The sequence below is a fragment of the Silvimonas sp. JCM 19000 genome, from assembly GCF_054652575.1.
Window position 1 is genome coordinate 12,169 of sequence record NZ_BAAIHC010000034.1, and the last position, 15,197, is coordinate 27,365.

The following is a 15,197-nucleotide window of genomic DNA, read 5'->3' on the forward strand; positions in this document are numbered from 1 at the left end:
CCACAGCACTAGAGAACATGTAATTCCAGGCGATGGCAGACGATATTCTTTCCCAGGAAGAAGTCGATGCGCTGCTACGCGGCGTCACCGGCGAGGAAGAAAGCGTTGAGGAAAACCTCGACGCCGGCGCCGTACGTGCATACGACATCGGCCGCCAGGAACGCATTGTGCGCGGGCGTATGCCCACGCTCGAAATCATCAATGAACGCTTTGCGCGGAATTTGCGCGTGGCGTTATTCAACTTCATGCGCCGCAACGCCGAGATCTCGGTGGGCCCGGTGCGTGTGCAGAAATATTCCGAATTCATCCGCAATCTGGTGGTGCCCACCAACCTGAACCTGATCCACATGAAGCCGTTACGCGGCACCGGGCTGTTTATTTTTGACCCCGACTTTGTGTTTCTGGTGGTGGATAACCTGTTTGGCTCGGATGGCCGCTACCACGTGCGCGTGGAAGGGCGGGACTTTACTCCGACCGAACAGCGCATCATCCAGCGCTTGCTGGAAGTGGTGTTCGAGGAATACCAGAAAGCATGGAAGCCCGTGTTCGAATGCGAGTTTGCCTATGTGCGCTCCGAGATGAACACGCAGTTTGCCAATATCGCCACGCCCACCGAGGTGGTGGTGGCATATACATTCAAGATCGAACTGGGCGCAGGCGGCGGTGATTTCCACGTGTGCCTGCCGTACTCGATGATCGAGCCGATCCGCGATTTGCTGTACAGCTCGATGCAGGCCGACCGCATCGAAGCCGACAACCGCTGGCTTAATCTGATGCAGAAGCAGGTGCAGAACGCGGAGGTAGATCTGGTGGCAACGCTCGGCAATACCGATGTGACACTGGGCGAAATCCTTAACCTGAAAGCCGGTGATGTGATCTCGCTGGAGATTCCGCAAGCGATCATGGCCGAGGTGGATGGCGTGCCGGTGCTGGAATGCAACTATGGTATTCTCAACGGCCAATACGCCCTCAAGGTCAACAAGATATTAAACGGGCCTGAATCCGCCGCTGCGGCGGAAGATGCAAACCGTGGAGACGCCAATGGCTGACGAGCCACAAGAAGAAGGTCTGGACGATTGGGCCGCCGCCCTGGCTGAGCAAGCCGAGGCTGATGCCCGCGCCGCCGCGCAAGAACAGGCGGCCGCTGCGCCTGCACCCAATGTGCAGGCGGCTGATATTTTCCAGCGCTTTGATACCGGTGCGGTGCCGCCCGGTGCGCCCAACAATATCGACATGATTCTCGATATCCCGGTCACGCTGACCGTGGAATTGGGCCGGACCAAAATCGCCATCCGCAGCTTGCTGCAACTGGCACAAGGTTCGGTGGTGGAACTCGACGGCCTGGCCGGCGAGCCGATGGATGTGCTGGTCAACGGTTGCCTGATCGCGCAAGGCGAAGTGGTGGTGGTCAACGACAAGTTCGGTATCCGCCTCACCGACATCATTACTCCGGCGGAACGCATCCGCCGCCTGCACAAGTAAGCTGCATGCTCCGCCGACTGCAGCCAGCCACCGCGCTGGCTTTTGTGTTTATCACGGCCAGCCCGCTGGGCCACGCACTGGGTTCGGCTTCGGCCAGCGCCCGCGCCAGCGCTGCGGCCGCCGCGCCCGTGGTGTCTTCCTCTTCGTTCTTGCAACTGCTGCAGGTGGTGCTGGCGCTGGCCTTTGTGCTGGCGCTGATTTTTGGCGCGGCCTGGGTGATGCGGCGGTTTTCGCTGGTGCCCGGCGGGCTGAACAATCGCTTGCGCGTGGTCTCCGGCGTGATGGTCGGCCCCAAAGAACGCGTGGTGATTGTCGAGATGGACGATACCTGGCTGGTGGTGGGCGTTACGCCGCAAAACGTAAGCCTGCTACACACGCGCCCGCGCCCCGAAGACGCGCCGGTGGTGCAGCCGATGGCCACGCCGTTTGCCGGCAAGCTGGCCGAGTTGATGAAAAAGAGACGTGCTCCATGAAGGCTTTTGTTGCCGTGCTGGCACGTGCGTGCAAGCGCCATCTGCCCGGCCAGCGCGCATTGCTGGCGCTGTTTGCCGTGGCGGGTTTGAGCCTGAGCGGCGCACTGTGGGCGGCCGATGCCGGCATCCCGTTCATGACCGCCACGCCAGGCGGGGCGGGCGGCACCGCATATAGCTTGCCGCTGCAGACGCTGCTGTTTTTGACAGCGCTGACGTTCTTGCCTGCGGTGCTGCTGATGATGACGGCGTTTACCCGCATCGTGATCGTGCTGTCTTTGCTGCGCCAGGCGCTGGGCACGGTGCAAAGCCCGCCCAATCAGGTGATCGTGGGGCTATCGTTGTTTCTCACGTTTTTTGTGATGTCGCCGGTGCTGGACAAGATCTACACCCAGGCTTATCTGCCGTATAACGAACAGAAAATCAGCTTCAACGAGGGCCTTGACCGTGCCGCAGTGCCGCTCAAGGACTTTATGCTCAAGCAGACCCGGCAACGCGATCTGGCGTTTTTTATTGAAGTGTCCGGCACCAAACAGCCCAATGGCCCGGAAGACGTCACCCTGCGGGTGCTGGTGCCGGCCTACGTGACCAGCGAGCTCAAAACTGCATTCCAGATCGGCTTTATGGTGTTTATCCCGTTTTTGATTATCGATCTGGTGGTAGCCAGCATCTTGATGGCCATGGGGATGATGATGGTGTCGCCGGTGACGCTGGCGTTGCCTTTTAAATTGATGTTGTTTGTGCTGGTGGACGGCTGGACGCTATTGATGGGTTCGCTGGTGCAGAGTTTCTATACCGGTTAGCAAGGAGACGCAGATGACGCCAGAAACCGTCATTACCCTGGTGCAACGTGCGATGGAAGTGCTGGTGCTGCTGGGCGGCCCGGTGCTGATCACCGTGTTGCTGGTGGGCCTGGTCGTCAGTATTTTTCAGGCGGCCACGCAGATCAACGAATCCACGCTGTCGTTTATTCCCAAGTTGCTGGCCGCTTTTCTGGTGTTTATCCTGGCCGGGCCGTGGATGATCGGGCAGATTACTGACTACACCGTGCGCTTGTTCCAGAGCATTCCGTCGATGATCGGCTGACGCATGTTCACCATCACCGATGCCCAGATCAACGCGTGGATGGCGGTGTTGCTGTGGCCGTTCATGCGCATCTTCGGGCTGTTTCTGGCGGATCCGTTTTATTCCAGCGGTTCGATCTCGGTTACCGTGCGCGTGGGCTTTACGCTGCTGCTTACCGTGCTGATCGTGCCGGTGCTGCCGCCCATGCCCAATGTGCCGGTGCTCTCGGCGGTGGGCATCATGATCGCGGTCAATCAGATGATCATCGGCCTGATGATAGGCATGGCGATGCGCCTGGTGTTCTCGGCGGTGGAAATGGCCGGGCATGTAGCCGGTTTGCAGATGGGTCTGGGTTTCGCCTCATTCTTTGATCCGCAACACAACACCAGCGTGCCGGTGCTGGCGCAGTTTCTTAGCCTGATGACCACGCTGTTGTTCCTGGCCATGAATGGCCATCTGATCGTGCTGCGTACCCTGATCGACAGCTTTAGCCAGATGCCGCCCACGGCACAACCGCTGAGCGCGCGTCCGCTGATGCTGCTGGTTAATCAGGGCGCCATCATTTTTACCGTTGGCCTGCAATTGTCGATGCCGGTGGTGGGGTCTTTGCTGGTGACCAACCTGGCCGTCGGCGTAATGACCCGGGCATCGCCGCAACTGAATATCTTTGCCATCGGCTTTCCCATCATGTTGATGATAGGCATGGGTTCTTTGTATTTGACGCTGCCCGCCATGCCGCACCAGGTGCAATTGCTGATCGATGGCTACACCCGTTTCGTCAACAGCTTGATGCTGGGCTTGCCACCCGGAGCGCGTTAGCGTTGCTGCTTACATTTATATAACTTATCTATCGTTTTCTATTCAGCGATAGTCAAAATAACCCGAGAAGTTTACTCGGGTATTCGGCCGCGTTATAATGCCGCCTTTGCTTAAGATCCACCTGGAGCAGGCTCATGAATGCGCCGCACAACAACGTCCAGCCTTTGACGGACGTGCAGAGTTCTGAAGACACCCGCAACATCGCCATCAACAAGGTGGGGATCAAATCGATCCGCCATCCGGTGCGTGTAGCCGACCGCGCCGATGGTATCCAGCACACCATCGCCACATTCGACATGTATGTGTTTCTGCCGCAGCACTTTAAAGGCACGCACATGTCGCGCTTTGTGCAGATTCTGAACAGCCACGAAAAAGAAATCTCGGTCGAATCGTTTGAGACCATTCTGCGCGAGATGTGCACGGCGCTGGATGCGGAAGCGGGTTATCTTGAAATGCGTTTCCCGTATTTCATCAACAAGACGGCGCCGGTTTCGGGTGTGCAAAGCCTGCTCGATTATGACGTCACCTTGATCGGCGAAATCCGTAACGGCAATTACGAGCTGAAGCTGAAAGTGCTGGTGCCGGTTACCAGTCTGTGCCCGTGCTCCAAGCAGATTTCGCAATATGGCGCGCACAATCAGCGCTCGCACGTTACCGTGACCGCCACGCTGGGCGAGCATTTGTGGATTGAAGAACTGGTTGAACTGGTGGAAGCCCAGGCGTCGTGCGAACTGTGGGGCTTGCTCAAGCGCCCGGACGAAAAATACGTCACCGAACGCGCGTACGAAAATCCCAAGTTTGTCGAAGACATGGTGCGCGATGTGGCCGCCCAGTTGATCGCCGAGCCGCGCGTGGTGGCTTATGTAGTGGAATCGGAAAACTTTGAATCGATCCACAATCATTCGGCCTATGCACTGATCGAAGCCGACAAGCGCGCCTGAGTCGTCGCCTTGGTTGACCCCCAGCGTGAACCGCAGCCCGCCTGCCGTTCACGCTTTGTTTTTGCGCTGGCCTGTATGCGCCAGACCGGATACTTGCGATGTATATCGTTCTGATCGGCTATCTGTACGTGATCTTCATGATCGCGGTGACCATGGGCAGCGTGCTCAAGGGCGTGATTTTCTTTTTCTTTCTGGGATTCTTGCCGGCGTGGCTGATTTTCTGGCTGAAACGCCGGGGTCAGCTCAAGCGCCAGGAAATGGCGGCGGAAAAGCAAAAGGGCCCGCAATAGGGTGGGTCAAGACCCACCACACAATGCGGTTTGCCAAGCAAGCAATACTGGTCCCGGCTTTGAGTGGTGGGTCTAGACCCACCCTATGCCTCAGTCCAGCCAGATCAGCGCGGCCATGCGGCCGGTTTGTTGGTCGCGGCGATACGAGAAGAAGCGTTCGGCGTCGCTCACGGTGCACAGATCGCCACCATACACGGCGGTGACACCCACCGCTGCCAGCCGTAGCCGTGCCAGCTGGTAGATATCCGCCAACCACTTGCCAGGCTGCACGCCGGGGACAAATGCGGTGGCGGCGTGGGCATCGCGTGCCATAAACGCCGTGCGAACTTCTTCTCCGACTTCAAACTGCTGTGGCCCGATCGCGGCGCCCAGCCACACCAGTATCTGATCCGGCGCAACGCCCATGCTGGCGACCGTGGCCTCCAGCACGCCATCGCACAATCCGCGCCAACCGGCATGTGCCGCGGCGACCACGGTTCCGGCACGGTCGCAGAACAGCGCGGGCAAGCAATCAGCCGTCATGATCACTGAGACCTCGCCCGGCCCACGGCTGACACTGGCATCGGCCGCGCAACCGCCCGTTTCGGCGACCACCGTACCATGTACCTGCGTCAGCCACTTGGGCTCGGCGGGCAGCCAGCTGCGCACCAGCGCGCGGTTGTGTGCGACCGCGGTAGGGTTATCGCCCACGTGGTCACCCAGGTTAAGGCTGCCAAACGGCGCCACGCTGACGCCGCCCTGGCGCGTGGTCATCAAGGCGCGCACATTGCCGGGGGCAGGCCAGTCAGGGGTGATCACGGTCGCTGCAACGGGCCGGGCAGGGGCCTGATCACTCGCGGACATAGATCACCTCGACGTCGTCATCATCGTCGCCCCAGTCTTCTTCATCGTCATCCCATACATCATCAATGCCCGCCTGCGCACGCATGGCGGCCAGCAGCGATTCAAAATCAACCGGAATGGGCGAGCGCCACATCATGGTTTTGCCGGTCACCGGATGCGTCAGACTGAGTTTGCGGGCATGCAGGGCCTGGCGATCAAAGTCTTCCAGCGCCATCAGCAATTCAGGTTCCAGCCGTTTGGCGCGTCCGCTATAGACCGGGTCGGCCGCCAGCGGATGGCCGATGTGCGCCATATGCACCCGGATCTGATGAGTGCGGCCGGTTTCCAGGCGGCATTCCACCAGGGTGTGTTGCGAAAATTTCTCCAGCACGCGGTAGTGCGTAACGGCGTGTTTGCCGGTGCCGACCACGGCCATCTTGATGCGCTCACGCGGGTGCCGGCCGATGGGCGCATCGACAGTGCCATCGCGCTCGACCATGCCTTGCGCAATCGCCAGATAATGCCGGGCCACGGTATGGCTTTGTAACTGCCGTACCAGATGGTTTTGCGCGGCCAGTGTGCGCGCGACTACCATCAGCCCGCTCGTATCTTTGTCCAGCCGGTGTACGATGCCGGCGCGCGGTATCTGTTTGAGCTCGGGATAGGCAAACAGCAAGCCGTTGAGCAAGGTGCCGCTCCAGTTGCCGCTGCCCGGGTGCACCACCAGACCTGCTGGCTTGTCGATGACCAGGATGGCGTCATCCTCGTAGATCACATCCAGCGGCAGGTCTTCGGCGGTGAAAGCCACCTCGTGCGGATCGGGTTGTATGGTTACACTCATGCTCTCGCCGCCCCACAGTTTGGTCTTGGGGCTGGCGGCGGCGCCGTCGACTGTGACCAGGCCATCTTTGACCCAGGTAGCGAGGCGGTTGCGCGAGTAATCGGGCAGCAATTTAGCCAAAGCGGCGTCCAGACGCATGCCGGCACAATCGGCCGGCACGATCAAGACACGGGGCTCAGCGAAATCGCTATAATCGTCGGGTTCTAATTCGGGATTCATCATGAACAAGATTTTACCGCGAATCCTCGCGTTTACTGTGGCCGGTATTTTACTGGCTGGTTGTGCGTCCACCCCGGAAGGTGAGGACGAGACCAAAGGCTGGTCCGCGGAAAAGATTTATTCCGAAGCCAAGACTGATCAGAACGACCACAACTGGGATGCTTCGACCAAGCTGTTCGAGAAGCTGGAAGCCCGCTATCCATATGGCCGCTATGCACAACAGGCCGTGCTGGAAACCGCGTTCAACCAGTACAAGAACAGCGATCCGGCCTTGGCACTGGCCTCGATCGACCGGTTTATCAAGACCTACCCGGCGCATCCTTCCATGGATTACGCGCTGTACCTCAAGGGTCTGGTGAACTTCAACGACAGCCAGGGTTTTCTGTCGGTGCTGGCCAAGCAGGATATGTCGGAGCGTGACCCCAAGTCTGCGCTCGATTCCTACGATGCCTTTAAAGAACTGGTTACGCGTTTCCCTGACAGCAAGTACTCGGAAGACGCGCGTACGCGTATGGGTTATCTGATCGGTGCGCTGGCCAACCATGAGCTGCACGTCGCCAAGTATTACTACAAGCGCGGTGCCTATCTGGCGGCGGCCAACCGCGGCAAATCGTTGCTGCAGACCTATAGCAACACCAAGCAGGTTGAGCCGGCGCTGGGCATCATGGTGCGCTCGTACGACAAGCTGCAACTGGTGCAATTGCGGGATGATGCCAAGCGCGTGCTGTTGCAGAACTACCCCAACACCAAGGTGCTGGAAGACAGTTACTGGAACACCGAGCGCTGGTGGTCGCTGTGGTAAGCCACGGTTGATTGCAAAAAAATAAAGCGGATCGCGTTGAAGGGGCTTTACAGCAAGCCGTAAATCCCGTTTAATGCGCTCCTCTTTGGGGGGCTATAGCTCAGCTGGGAGAGCGCTTGCATGGCATGCAAGAGGTCAGCGGTTCGATCCCGCTTAGCTCCACCAAAAGACGTTTTAAAGTTTTTTTGCAAAACATCGCAAACAGGGGTTTACAGGCTTTAAGTTCTCTCCTAGAATGCGTCTCTCTTTCGGTGGCGAGCCACCGGAAAGCAGAAAAACAGCAGTAACCCAGACCAGAATATCGGGGCTATAGCTCAGCTGGGAGAGCGCTTGCATGGCATGCAAGAGGTCAGCGGTTCGATCCCGCTTAGCTCCACCAGAACAGATGCGGCTACTCAAGCTTGCAACACACCTTGAGTAGCCGTTTCAGTTTACAGGTCCCCATCGTCTAGAGGCCTAGGACACCGCCCTTTCACGGCGATAACCGGGGTTCGAATCCCCGTGGGGACGCCACTATCCTTGTGGCATCAAGAGCAGTAAATGTGTAGTGAAGTTAGCAGTGCGCCCGTAGCTCAGTTGGATAGAGTATCTGGCTACGAACCAGAGGGTCGGGCGTTCGAATCGCTCCGGGCGCACCACTTCTTCTTTATGCATATCCCAGCAGTACCGTTGCCAGGTCCCCATCGTCTAGAGGCCTAGGACACCGCCCTTTCACGGCGATAACCGGGGTTCGAATCCCCGTGGGGACGCCATCAAACAGCAGCCTGTTTGATGTGCCCGCCCGGCAACCACCCTCCTGCTTTAAATCCCTTCAAGTTCCACAGCAAATCAAACGTGTTCTACCCAATCGCAGCCAGGCTTATGCCGTCGGCGCATGGAGCCAGTGCACGCTGAACAGATTTTCTGCGTCCGTCCACGTAGGTCCGGCGCGGAAGCCTGCTTGCACCGCCAGATTGCGGAAGCTATCGATGGTGTATTTGTGCGAGTTTTCGGTATGAATGGTTTCGCCTTCGCGAAAGCTGAAGCGTTGTCCCAGCACCGTCACCGTCTGATCGCGCTTGCTGATCAGATGCATTTCAATGCGTTGCAACACCGGATTGTAGAAGGCGTAGTGGCTGAAACCGGCAGGATTAAATGTCGCGCCCAGTTCCAGATTGGCTCGCCGCAGCATATTCAGGTTAAACGCCGCCGTCACGCCTTGCGCGTCGTTGTACGCCGCATGCAGTCGTGCCGGCTCCTTGACCAGATCTACACCAATCAATAAACCACCCCCGCGCAGCAATTCGGCCGTCGAATGCAAAAAGCTCAACGCTTCGTCGGGCTCCATATTGCCTATGGTCGAACCCGGAAAAAAACCAACGCGGCGGCCGTGCGGCGATGCCGTGGCGGGGAGCGCCATCGGCTGCATATAGTCGGCCACCACCGGGCTGACGCTCAGACGCGGGTATAGCGTGCGCAAACGTTGCGCGGCATTTTCCAGATGTTCACCGGAAATATCGATCGGCAGATAACGTGTCGGCGCATTGATGGGCTCGAAAGCATCCAGCAGCAAGCGCACTTTGGTTAGCGAGCCCGCGCCAAATTCAATCAACTCAGCATCCGGCCCTATCTGCGCTGCCATCTCGGCCGCGTTATCGGTCAGGATTTTCAATTCGGTCCGGGTGGGATAGTACTCGGGCAAATCACAGATCAGGTCAAACAGGGCCGAGCCAGCCGCATCATAAAAGTATTTGGCTGGCACGCTGCGTGGACTGCGTTTGAGACCTGCGAGCAAATCCTGGCCAAAGGCGGCCTGCGCCGTGTGTGCTTCGATTTCATTGGCATCAAATAAAGAGGCGGCATCAGCCTGGGCGGGAATATAGGAGCGCATGTTTGTTTTTCCGGGTTCGGTTCAAAGATCGCGTGCGAGGCGCACGCCAGAAAATTGCCACCGTGCGGCGGGCGGAAAGAAATTGCGGTAGGTGTGACGGGTATGGCCGGGCGGGGTGGCGACGCTGCCGCCGCGCAACACCACCTGGCTGACCATAAACTTGCCGTTGTATTCGGCAGCGATGCCAGCGAGCGGCACAAAACGTGGATAAGGGTCATACGACGAGCGGGTCCACTGCCACACTTGATCGTCCACTTGCGTCATGCCCACTGCGGTGCTGGCCGCTTCCCATTCAAATTCTGTCGGCAAGCGCGCCCCGGCCCACGCGGCATAGGCGGCCGCTTCATAAAAACTGAGCTGCGCTACGGGCGCGTCGGGCTGCAAAGCGTGTACGCCGTCCAACCCAAACACCCACCAGTCATTGGCCGGTAAATCGTCGCGTTGCTGAAAGCGGCGGCGCGGGTCATCTGGCGCCAGCCAATAGGCTGGATGTTGCCAGTCTTGTGCGCGCACCGCGGCCCAGCCATCGGACAGCCAGAGGTCGGCGCGTTGATAGCCGCCATCGGCGATAAATGCGGCGAACTCGCCACAGGTGACCAGGCGGTTAGCGATGGAATAGGGCTGCAGCAGCGTTTGATGTCGCGGCGTTTCGTTATCAAAGCAGAAGCGGTCTGCGGATGCGGGCATGCCGATATCGACAACGCCACCGGGCTGGTCCAGCCACTGCAAAGGCGCGGGTCGGACCGGGGCCGTGGCGTTGCGATAGGCCGGGAGCAAGGGGTTACACGAAAACGCATGCAGGATATCGGTGAGCAGCAGCTCTTGATGTTGCTGCTCATGGTTAAGGCCCAATTCAATAATCGGCGCAACCTGAACCAGCATTTCGTCATCGGCCTGCTGCAGCAAATGCTCTACCGCCTGATCGACATGGCGACGAAACGCCATCACTTCGTCCAGGCTCGGCCGGGTAATCAGGCCGCGCAAAGGGCGCGGATGCCGTGGGCCCAGTGCCTCGTAATAGGAGTTGAATAGATAGTGCAAACGCGGATCGAACAAGGCGTAATCGTGCGCGTGTCTTTGCAGCAACACGGTTTCAAAAAACCAGGTGGTATGCGCCAGATGCCATTTGGTCGGGCTGGCGTCCGGCATCGACTGGATGCACTGGTCTTCGGGCGACAGCGGCGCGGCCAGCGCCAGGGTATGCGCGCGAACTTGCCGATAGCGCTCATGCAACGCTTGCGCAGCAGCGTCGCTCGATGGGGCAAAACTCATGGCGTCTCCTTGCAAGGTCTTGCCAGCGCGGCGCTGCGACGCGCGCGACGGGTTGCCCATCATGCCCCGCGTGCCTGGTCGCGCCTATTCGTGTACGGCGCATGCGCATGTCAGACGTTGCCCTATGCACACCGCCGCTGCCGCTGGCTTGGTGCGTTTGTTATAGAAATTAATCATGACGCTGCAATGACAAGAGAATGAGCGGCAGGGCGGCTCAGGGCTGCGGATTGGCGGCATCGAAGGCGGCGCGGGCGGCCAGAATCTGCGCGTAGCTGCGATCCGCCCAATCGATCAGATGGCCGAGTGGTGCTAACACCGATACCCCCAGCGGTGACAATTGATATTGCACCGACGGGGGTTTGGTCGGAAATACCTCACGAATAATCAGGCCATCGCGTTCCAGATTGCGCAAGGTCTGAGTGAGCATGCGCTTGGAGATATCCGGCGTGGTGCGTTGCAATTCGCTAAAGCGATGCGGTCGCGCGGCGAGTGCCATCACCAGCAGCGAGGTCCATTTGTCACCGATACGGTCGAGCACATTGCGCACCGGGCATTGTGAGGCATCGAATGCGGCTTCACGCATGGCGCCAAATTGATCGACGATATTACTGCGCGAATTCATGAGGGTTCCTTCCAGGTAACCTTGAGCGGAAAAACTGCCTCCTTGTGGGCAGCGGAGGCGGTCTCTATTATAGACCTGTCCTCTTTTTAAAACCTACAGGAAAGCAATATGTCCGCTACTCAACAACGCATTCTGGTCACTGGTGCCACTGGCCAACTCGGCCATCTGGTGGTGGCTGCACTGCTCAAACGTGTGCCCGCGACGCAAGTCATCGCGCTGGTGCGCAAGCCGGAAGCCGCCGCAGCGTTCGTGGCGCAAGGCGTCGAAACCCGTATCGGCGATTACACCGACGCCGCGAGTCTGGAAAAAGCCTTTGCGGGTGTCGACCGGGTGCTACTGATCTCGTCCAATGAACTGGGCCAACGCGCTACGCAACATCAAAACGTGATCAACGCGGCCAAGGCCGCTGGCGTCAAACTGTTGGCCTACACCAGCGTATTGCATGCCGATACCTCAGCCCTTGGCCTGGCCGAAGAACACCGTCAAACCGAAACCGCGCTCAAGGCATCGGGTGTGCCTTATGTGTTGCTGCGCAATGGCTGGTACCTGGAAAACCAGGCGGGCGGCGCAGCAGGCGCCGTGCAACATGGCGCGGTGCTGGGCGTGGCGGGTGAGGGCAAGATTTCTGCAGCTACGCGTGCTGACTACGCCGAGGCGGCCGCAGTGGTGCTGACCTCAACCGACGATCAAGCCGGCAAGGTTTATGAGTTGGCCGGCGACAGCGGTTACACCGGTCCAGAGCTGGCCGCCGAAATTGCGCGCCAGTCCGGCAAGCCGGTTAACTATGTGCATCTGGACGAAGCGGGCTACAAGAAAGCGCTGATTGATGTGGGCCTGCCCGAGTTCGTGGCCGAGTTGTTGGCGAACAGCGATAACGCGGCCAGCAAAGGCGCTTTGTTTGATGAAGGTAAGCAACTGAGTGCCCTGATTGGCCGTCCGACCACGCCGTTGAGTGTGGCTGTGAGCACGGCGCTGGGCAAATAAGCCGGAACAGCGTTGCGGGCCCTGCTTGCTTAGCTGGGTAGGGCGTTCGCAAGCTGATCTGCCGGAATCTGGCCACATAAAAGTGGTCGGATTTCCGGCCGTAACAACCATTCCACTGCCCAACGTCGCACCCGTCCCATTCCTTCAGTGCGATGCGCCAGAAACAGATGCGTGGCGTGTTTGTGTTCCTGCAATTCTTTTTTTACCAGCAGGCCGCGCTCTAACAGCGGTAGCACCAGATGGCGCGGCACATAGCCGATGCCCGCGTTTTGTTCGATCAGCGCCGTTGCCGTATGAAAATCGGGGACGTAGACCGGCTTTTGCCCATTCAGCAACCATGCCTGTTGTGGATGGAAATTGATTGCTGTGTCACGGATGCAGATGGCCGCGTACTGGCGCAAGTCATGCGCTTGCAAAGGATCGGTTTGCCCGCGCAAAGGGTGGCCGGCCCCCACCACAAAATCCCATTCCAGTTCACCCAGACTATGGCTGATTACGCCTTCCGAACTGGGCACCACGTGCGGACCGCCGATGACCAGATCGGCACGCCGACTGTATAGCGCTTCCCAGCACCCGTTATAAACCTCGCGCGCCATGCTGATCTGCGTGGACGGAAACATGGTTTCGAACTGGCAGATCAGATTGATCAAGACCGTATGCGGCACGATGTTGTTCACCGCAATCTTGAGCTCGCGCTCGACCCCCTCGTGCACCAGGGCGGTATTGCGCTTGAGGGCTTCCAGGTCGTCCAGCACGCTTTTGCTATGACCCACAAAATACTCGCCCGCTGGCGTTAACTCGATATACGAGCCTTTGCGGATAAACAAATCCACACCCAGTTGTTCTTCCAGCTTTTTGACCGTGTAGCTGATCGCTGAAGGCACTTTGTGGATCTGTACTGCCGCGGCCGTGATGCTTTGATAACGGGCGACCAGGCGCACGATGCGGATTGTCTCACTCGATATAAACATACGCGGGGCTCCTGATCGGCCGTGGTCATTACGCCGTTTGCAATTTGCGCCGAGGTGCCAGTCGGCTAAGTAGCGCGTAGCAGACGCAAGCCACCAGGATGGAGTCGACCGAGGGGATGGTGGTCAGCACAAAATAGCCCTTCACCGTCATGAATCCGGTCAGCGACGCGATCAGCCACGCCACAAAAGTCAGCAGCTTGATCGGTGGTTCCGCGCTCAGACTGTCCTGATCGTATCCGTGGCGGCGATACAGGAAAAAATCGGCGATATAGATACCGGCCACTGGCGGCGTGGCGATGCCGAGGAAGAGCAAGAACGGGATGAACCACGCCATGATGTCCATGCTGCCCACAACAAAGGCCAGCACGCCCAGCGCCACCGTAATCTGCCATTTGGGAAAGCGCGTCAGCAGGGTTGAAACCACCAGGGTGCCCTGGAACATATTGCCGGCGTTGCCAGTGACAGTGGCAAAGATCAGCAGCAGCGCCGTGGGCAAAACCAGTCCCATCAAGGACATTGCGCCAAGCAAAGAGCTTTGCCCGGTGAGCGCACTGGGCGTGGCGCCAGCCCAGTACAGCAGCGGGTAGGCAATCAGGAAAGCACTGATGGCGGCAATCAATGCATGTTTGCGGTCATGCACAAAGCAACCGAAGTCGGGCAACGTGGCCACCAGTACGATGATGGTGCCGACCACCGAAGACACAGCAACCCCCGGTGACATGGTCGCGATGACCACTGCGGGCGGCAGCTCGGCCTCGGTGGCTCGGTACACGATGTAGCACAGCATCAGCGCGATGACAGGCACGGCAAACTGCGCCACTTTGCCGAGGATGGCAAAGCCGAACGCGGTCGAAGCGACGAAGATGACGCAGCCGATAGCCACCAGCAGCGGCGTGGGAATGTCGACGCCGTGTTGCGCCAGCAAGTCATGCACCGAGTGCCCGAACATATTGGCGGTGACGGCAATCCAGCCGAACAGACTGATTGCCAGCAACACATTGATGGCAACGGCGCCTTTTTCACCAAAAGAGAATTTGACGATGCCATAAGTGGGCAGCCGGGCTTTTTCACCCACGCAGATGGTGACAGCCGAAATGATGGCGAGAATAAGGCCGCCTAGCCCCACCACGCGCAGCAGATCACCATCGGCCAGCTGGCTGCCGATGCTGGACGAGGAAAGGAGCACGGGTGTCACCGCAATGCCTAGCAAAATCAGGGCAATGCGATAGCCCGGGGCGGTATCAGGACTGGATGAACGCATGGTCATCTCCTTGCGCAAATAATGGTTGAAGAATCAGATGCGGAACGCCGCCGAACCGGCGCGGTCTTGCTGGTCCATATAGGCACGCCAGCCGCCAAAGCGCGTGATTTCGAGCTGGCCCTCGATACGCCATGGTTCGGCCAGCACGCCGAGCATTTCCTGGCCATTGCGCAATTGCAGCTTGCCGATGCAGAGCCCGGCGGGTTCGGAGAGCAGCAGCGCGGCGAACGAGGCCATCGGTAATTCCCACACTTCCAGCGCAACTGCGGTACCGCCTTCGGTCACGCGCATCATGCCGGGATGGTCGTCGTTGACGCTCCAGATGCGGTAGTGCTCGTCGGTATGGTCTTCGCGCACAAAGCGCCCGCCGACGTTCAACATATTGGGATTGAGTTTGAGCCCGCGCATCAGCGTGCCGTTGACAGCGAGCAGGGTGGTTTCAGACATGGGCAGGTTTTTCCTTGGG

18 protein-coding genes and 5 tRNA genes are annotated in these 15,197 nt (G+C 58.9%); 15 read left to right on the forward strand and 8 right to left on the reverse strand.

The window, feature by feature from the left end; all coding sequences use genetic code 11:
- The first annotated feature begins 32 nt into the window (after positions 1-32).
- The 8 genes from fliM (at position 33) to ACYQ1A_RS20030 (ending at position 5,067) form a co-directional block, all read left to right on the forward strand.
- Complete coding sequence (gene fliM, locus ACYQ1A_RS19995; RefSeq protein WP_053939162.1) at positions 33-1,049, forward strand: flagellar motor switch protein FliM; 1,017 nt, start codon at positions 33-35, stop codon at positions 1,047-1,049.
- Complete coding sequence (gene fliN, locus ACYQ1A_RS20000; protein ID WP_499365166.1) at positions 1,042-1,482, forward strand: flagellar motor switch protein FliN; 441 nt, start codon at positions 1,042-1,044, stop codon at positions 1,480-1,482. The genes fliM and fliN overlap by 8 nt, the downstream gene beginning before the upstream one ends.
- A 5-nt stretch (positions 1,483-1,487) precedes the next feature.
- The gene (gene fliO / locus ACYQ1A_RS20005) at positions 1,488-1,955 is read left to right on the forward strand and encodes a flagellar biosynthetic protein FliO (RefSeq protein ID WP_499365169.1); all 468 of its coding nucleotides are present in this window, start codon (positions 1,488-1,490) and stop codon (positions 1,953-1,955) included.
- Positions 1,952-2,755, forward strand: a complete 804-nt coding sequence (gene fliP, locus ACYQ1A_RS20010; RefSeq protein WP_499365173.1) for a flagellar type III secretion system pore protein FliP — start codon at positions 1,952-1,954, stop codon at positions 2,753-2,755. Before fliO ends, fliP begins: the two co-directional genes overlap by 4 nt.
- Before the next feature lie 13 nt (positions 2,756-2,768).
- Positions 2,769-3,038 (forward strand): flagellar biosynthesis protein FliQ, encoded by a 270-nt coding sequence (gene fliQ, locus ACYQ1A_RS20015; RefSeq protein ID WP_053939161.1) that lies wholly within the window; start codon positions 2,769-2,771, stop codon positions 3,036-3,038.
- A gap of 3 nt (positions 3,039-3,041) precedes the next feature.
- Entirely contained in the window at positions 3,042-3,836 is a 795-nt protein-coding gene (fliR, locus tag ACYQ1A_RS20020) for a flagellar biosynthetic protein FliR (RefSeq protein WP_499365181.1), read from the forward strand.
- A gap of 134 nt (positions 3,837-3,970) precedes the next feature.
- Positions 3,971-4,777 carry a GTP cyclohydrolase FolE2 gene (gene folE2, locus ACYQ1A_RS20025; RefSeq protein WP_499365184.1) on the forward strand — a complete coding sequence of 269 codons (807 nt, stop codon included), beginning with the start codon at positions 3,971-3,973 and terminating at the stop codon, positions 4,775-4,777.
- 98 nt (positions 4,778-4,875) lie between these two features.
- Positions 4,876-5,067 (forward strand): hypothetical protein, encoded by a 192-nt coding sequence (locus ACYQ1A_RS20030; protein ID WP_053939159.1) that lies wholly within the window; start codon positions 4,876-4,878, stop codon positions 5,065-5,067.
- A 90-nt stretch (positions 5,068-5,157) separates the two neighbouring features.
- On the opposite strand, the gene pgeF is transcribed toward ACYQ1A_RS20030, so the two are convergent.
- On the reverse strand, positions 5,158-5,910 hold the full coding sequence (pgeF, locus tag ACYQ1A_RS20035; RefSeq protein ID WP_499365189.1) for a peptidoglycan editing factor PgeF: 753 nt from the start codon (positions 5,908-5,910) through the stop codon (positions 5,158-5,160).
- A complete protein-coding gene (gene rluD, locus ACYQ1A_RS20040) occupies positions 5,897-6,952 on the reverse strand; it encodes a 23S rRNA pseudouridine(1911/1915/1917) synthase RluD (RefSeq protein ID WP_062223192.1) in 1,056 nt (351 codons plus the stop codon). The genes pgeF and rluD overlap by 14 nt, the downstream gene beginning before the upstream one ends.
- Between rluD and ACYQ1A_RS20045 the strand changes: the two genes are divergently transcribed.
- The 6 genes from ACYQ1A_RS20045 (at position 6,951) to ACYQ1A_RS20070 (ending at position 8,503) form a co-directional block, all read left to right on the forward strand.
- On the forward strand, positions 6,951-7,751 hold the full coding sequence (locus ACYQ1A_RS20045) for an outer membrane protein assembly factor BamD (protein WP_062223194.1): 801 nt from the start codon (positions 6,951-6,953) through the stop codon (positions 7,749-7,751). The two genes, rluD and ACYQ1A_RS20045, sit on opposite strands and share 2 nt — an antisense overlap.
- 89 nt (positions 7,752-7,840) lie before the next feature.
- Positions 7,841-7,916 (forward strand) — tRNA-Ala (locus ACYQ1A_RS20050).
- Positions 7,917-8,054: 138 nt separating this feature from the next.
- Positions 8,055-8,130 (forward strand) — tRNA-Ala (locus ACYQ1A_RS20055).
- A 58-nt stretch (positions 8,131-8,188) separates the two neighbouring features.
- Positions 8,189-8,264 (forward strand) — tRNA-Glu (locus ACYQ1A_RS20060).
- Positions 8,265-8,312: 48 nt separating this feature from the next.
- Positions 8,313-8,389: transfer RNA gene (locus ACYQ1A_RS20065), tRNA-Arg, on the forward strand.
- Positions 8,390-8,427: 38 nt separating this feature from the next.
- Positions 8,428-8,503, forward strand: a tRNA-Glu gene (locus ACYQ1A_RS20070).
- Between the two features lie 107 nt (positions 8,504-8,610).
- Here the strand turns inward: ACYQ1A_RS20070 and egtD are convergent.
- The 3 genes from egtD to ACYQ1A_RS20085 all read right to left on the reverse strand — a co-directional run bounded on the left by egtD (position 8,611) and on the right by ACYQ1A_RS20085 (position 11,515).
- Positions 8,611-9,621 carry an L-histidine N(alpha)-methyltransferase gene (egtD, locus tag ACYQ1A_RS20075; protein ID WP_499365195.1) on the reverse strand — a complete coding sequence of 337 codons (1,011 nt, stop codon included), beginning with the start codon at positions 9,619-9,621 and terminating at the stop codon, positions 8,611-8,613.
- A gap of 21 nt (positions 9,622-9,642) precedes the next feature.
- Positions 9,643-10,893, reverse strand: a complete 1,251-nt coding sequence (gene egtB / locus ACYQ1A_RS20080) for an ergothioneine biosynthesis protein EgtB (RefSeq protein WP_499365198.1) — start codon at positions 10,891-10,893, stop codon at positions 9,643-9,645.
- Between the two features lie 214 nt (positions 10,894-11,107).
- Entirely contained in the window at positions 11,108-11,515 is a 408-nt protein-coding gene (locus tag ACYQ1A_RS20085; protein ID WP_062223196.1) for a winged helix-turn-helix transcriptional regulator, read from the reverse strand.
- A gap of 108 nt (positions 11,516-11,623) precedes the next feature.
- On the opposite strand from ACYQ1A_RS20085, the gene ACYQ1A_RS20090 reads away from it, so the two are divergent.
- A complete protein-coding gene (locus ACYQ1A_RS20090) occupies positions 11,624-12,499 on the forward strand; it encodes an SDR family oxidoreductase (RefSeq protein ID WP_499365203.1) in 876 nt (291 codons plus the stop codon).
- A gap of 29 nt (positions 12,500-12,528) precedes the next feature.
- Here ACYQ1A_RS20090 and ACYQ1A_RS20095 read toward each other — a convergent pair whose 3' ends face one another.
- Genes ACYQ1A_RS20095 through ACYQ1A_RS20105 form a run of 3 tightly spaced genes read right to left on the reverse strand, consistent with a single transcriptional unit; the run spans position 12,529 to position 15,178 of the window.
- Positions 12,529-13,470 (reverse strand): LysR substrate-binding domain-containing protein, encoded by a 942-nt coding sequence (locus ACYQ1A_RS20095; protein WP_499365207.1) that lies wholly within the window; start codon positions 13,468-13,470, stop codon positions 12,529-12,531.
- Between the two features lie 28 nt (positions 13,471-13,498).
- Positions 13,499-14,731: a cytosine permease gene (locus ACYQ1A_RS20100; protein WP_499365210.1), complete on the reverse strand. Its 1,233-nt coding sequence runs from the start codon at positions 14,729-14,731 to the stop codon at positions 13,499-13,501.
- Between the two features lie 33 nt (positions 14,732-14,764).
- The gene (locus ACYQ1A_RS20105) at positions 14,765-15,178 is read right to left on the reverse strand and encodes an allophanate hydrolase-related protein (protein WP_062223198.1); all 414 of its coding nucleotides are present in this window, start codon (positions 15,176-15,178) and stop codon (positions 14,765-14,767) included.
- Between the last annotated feature and the right edge of the window lie 19 nt (positions 15,179-15,197).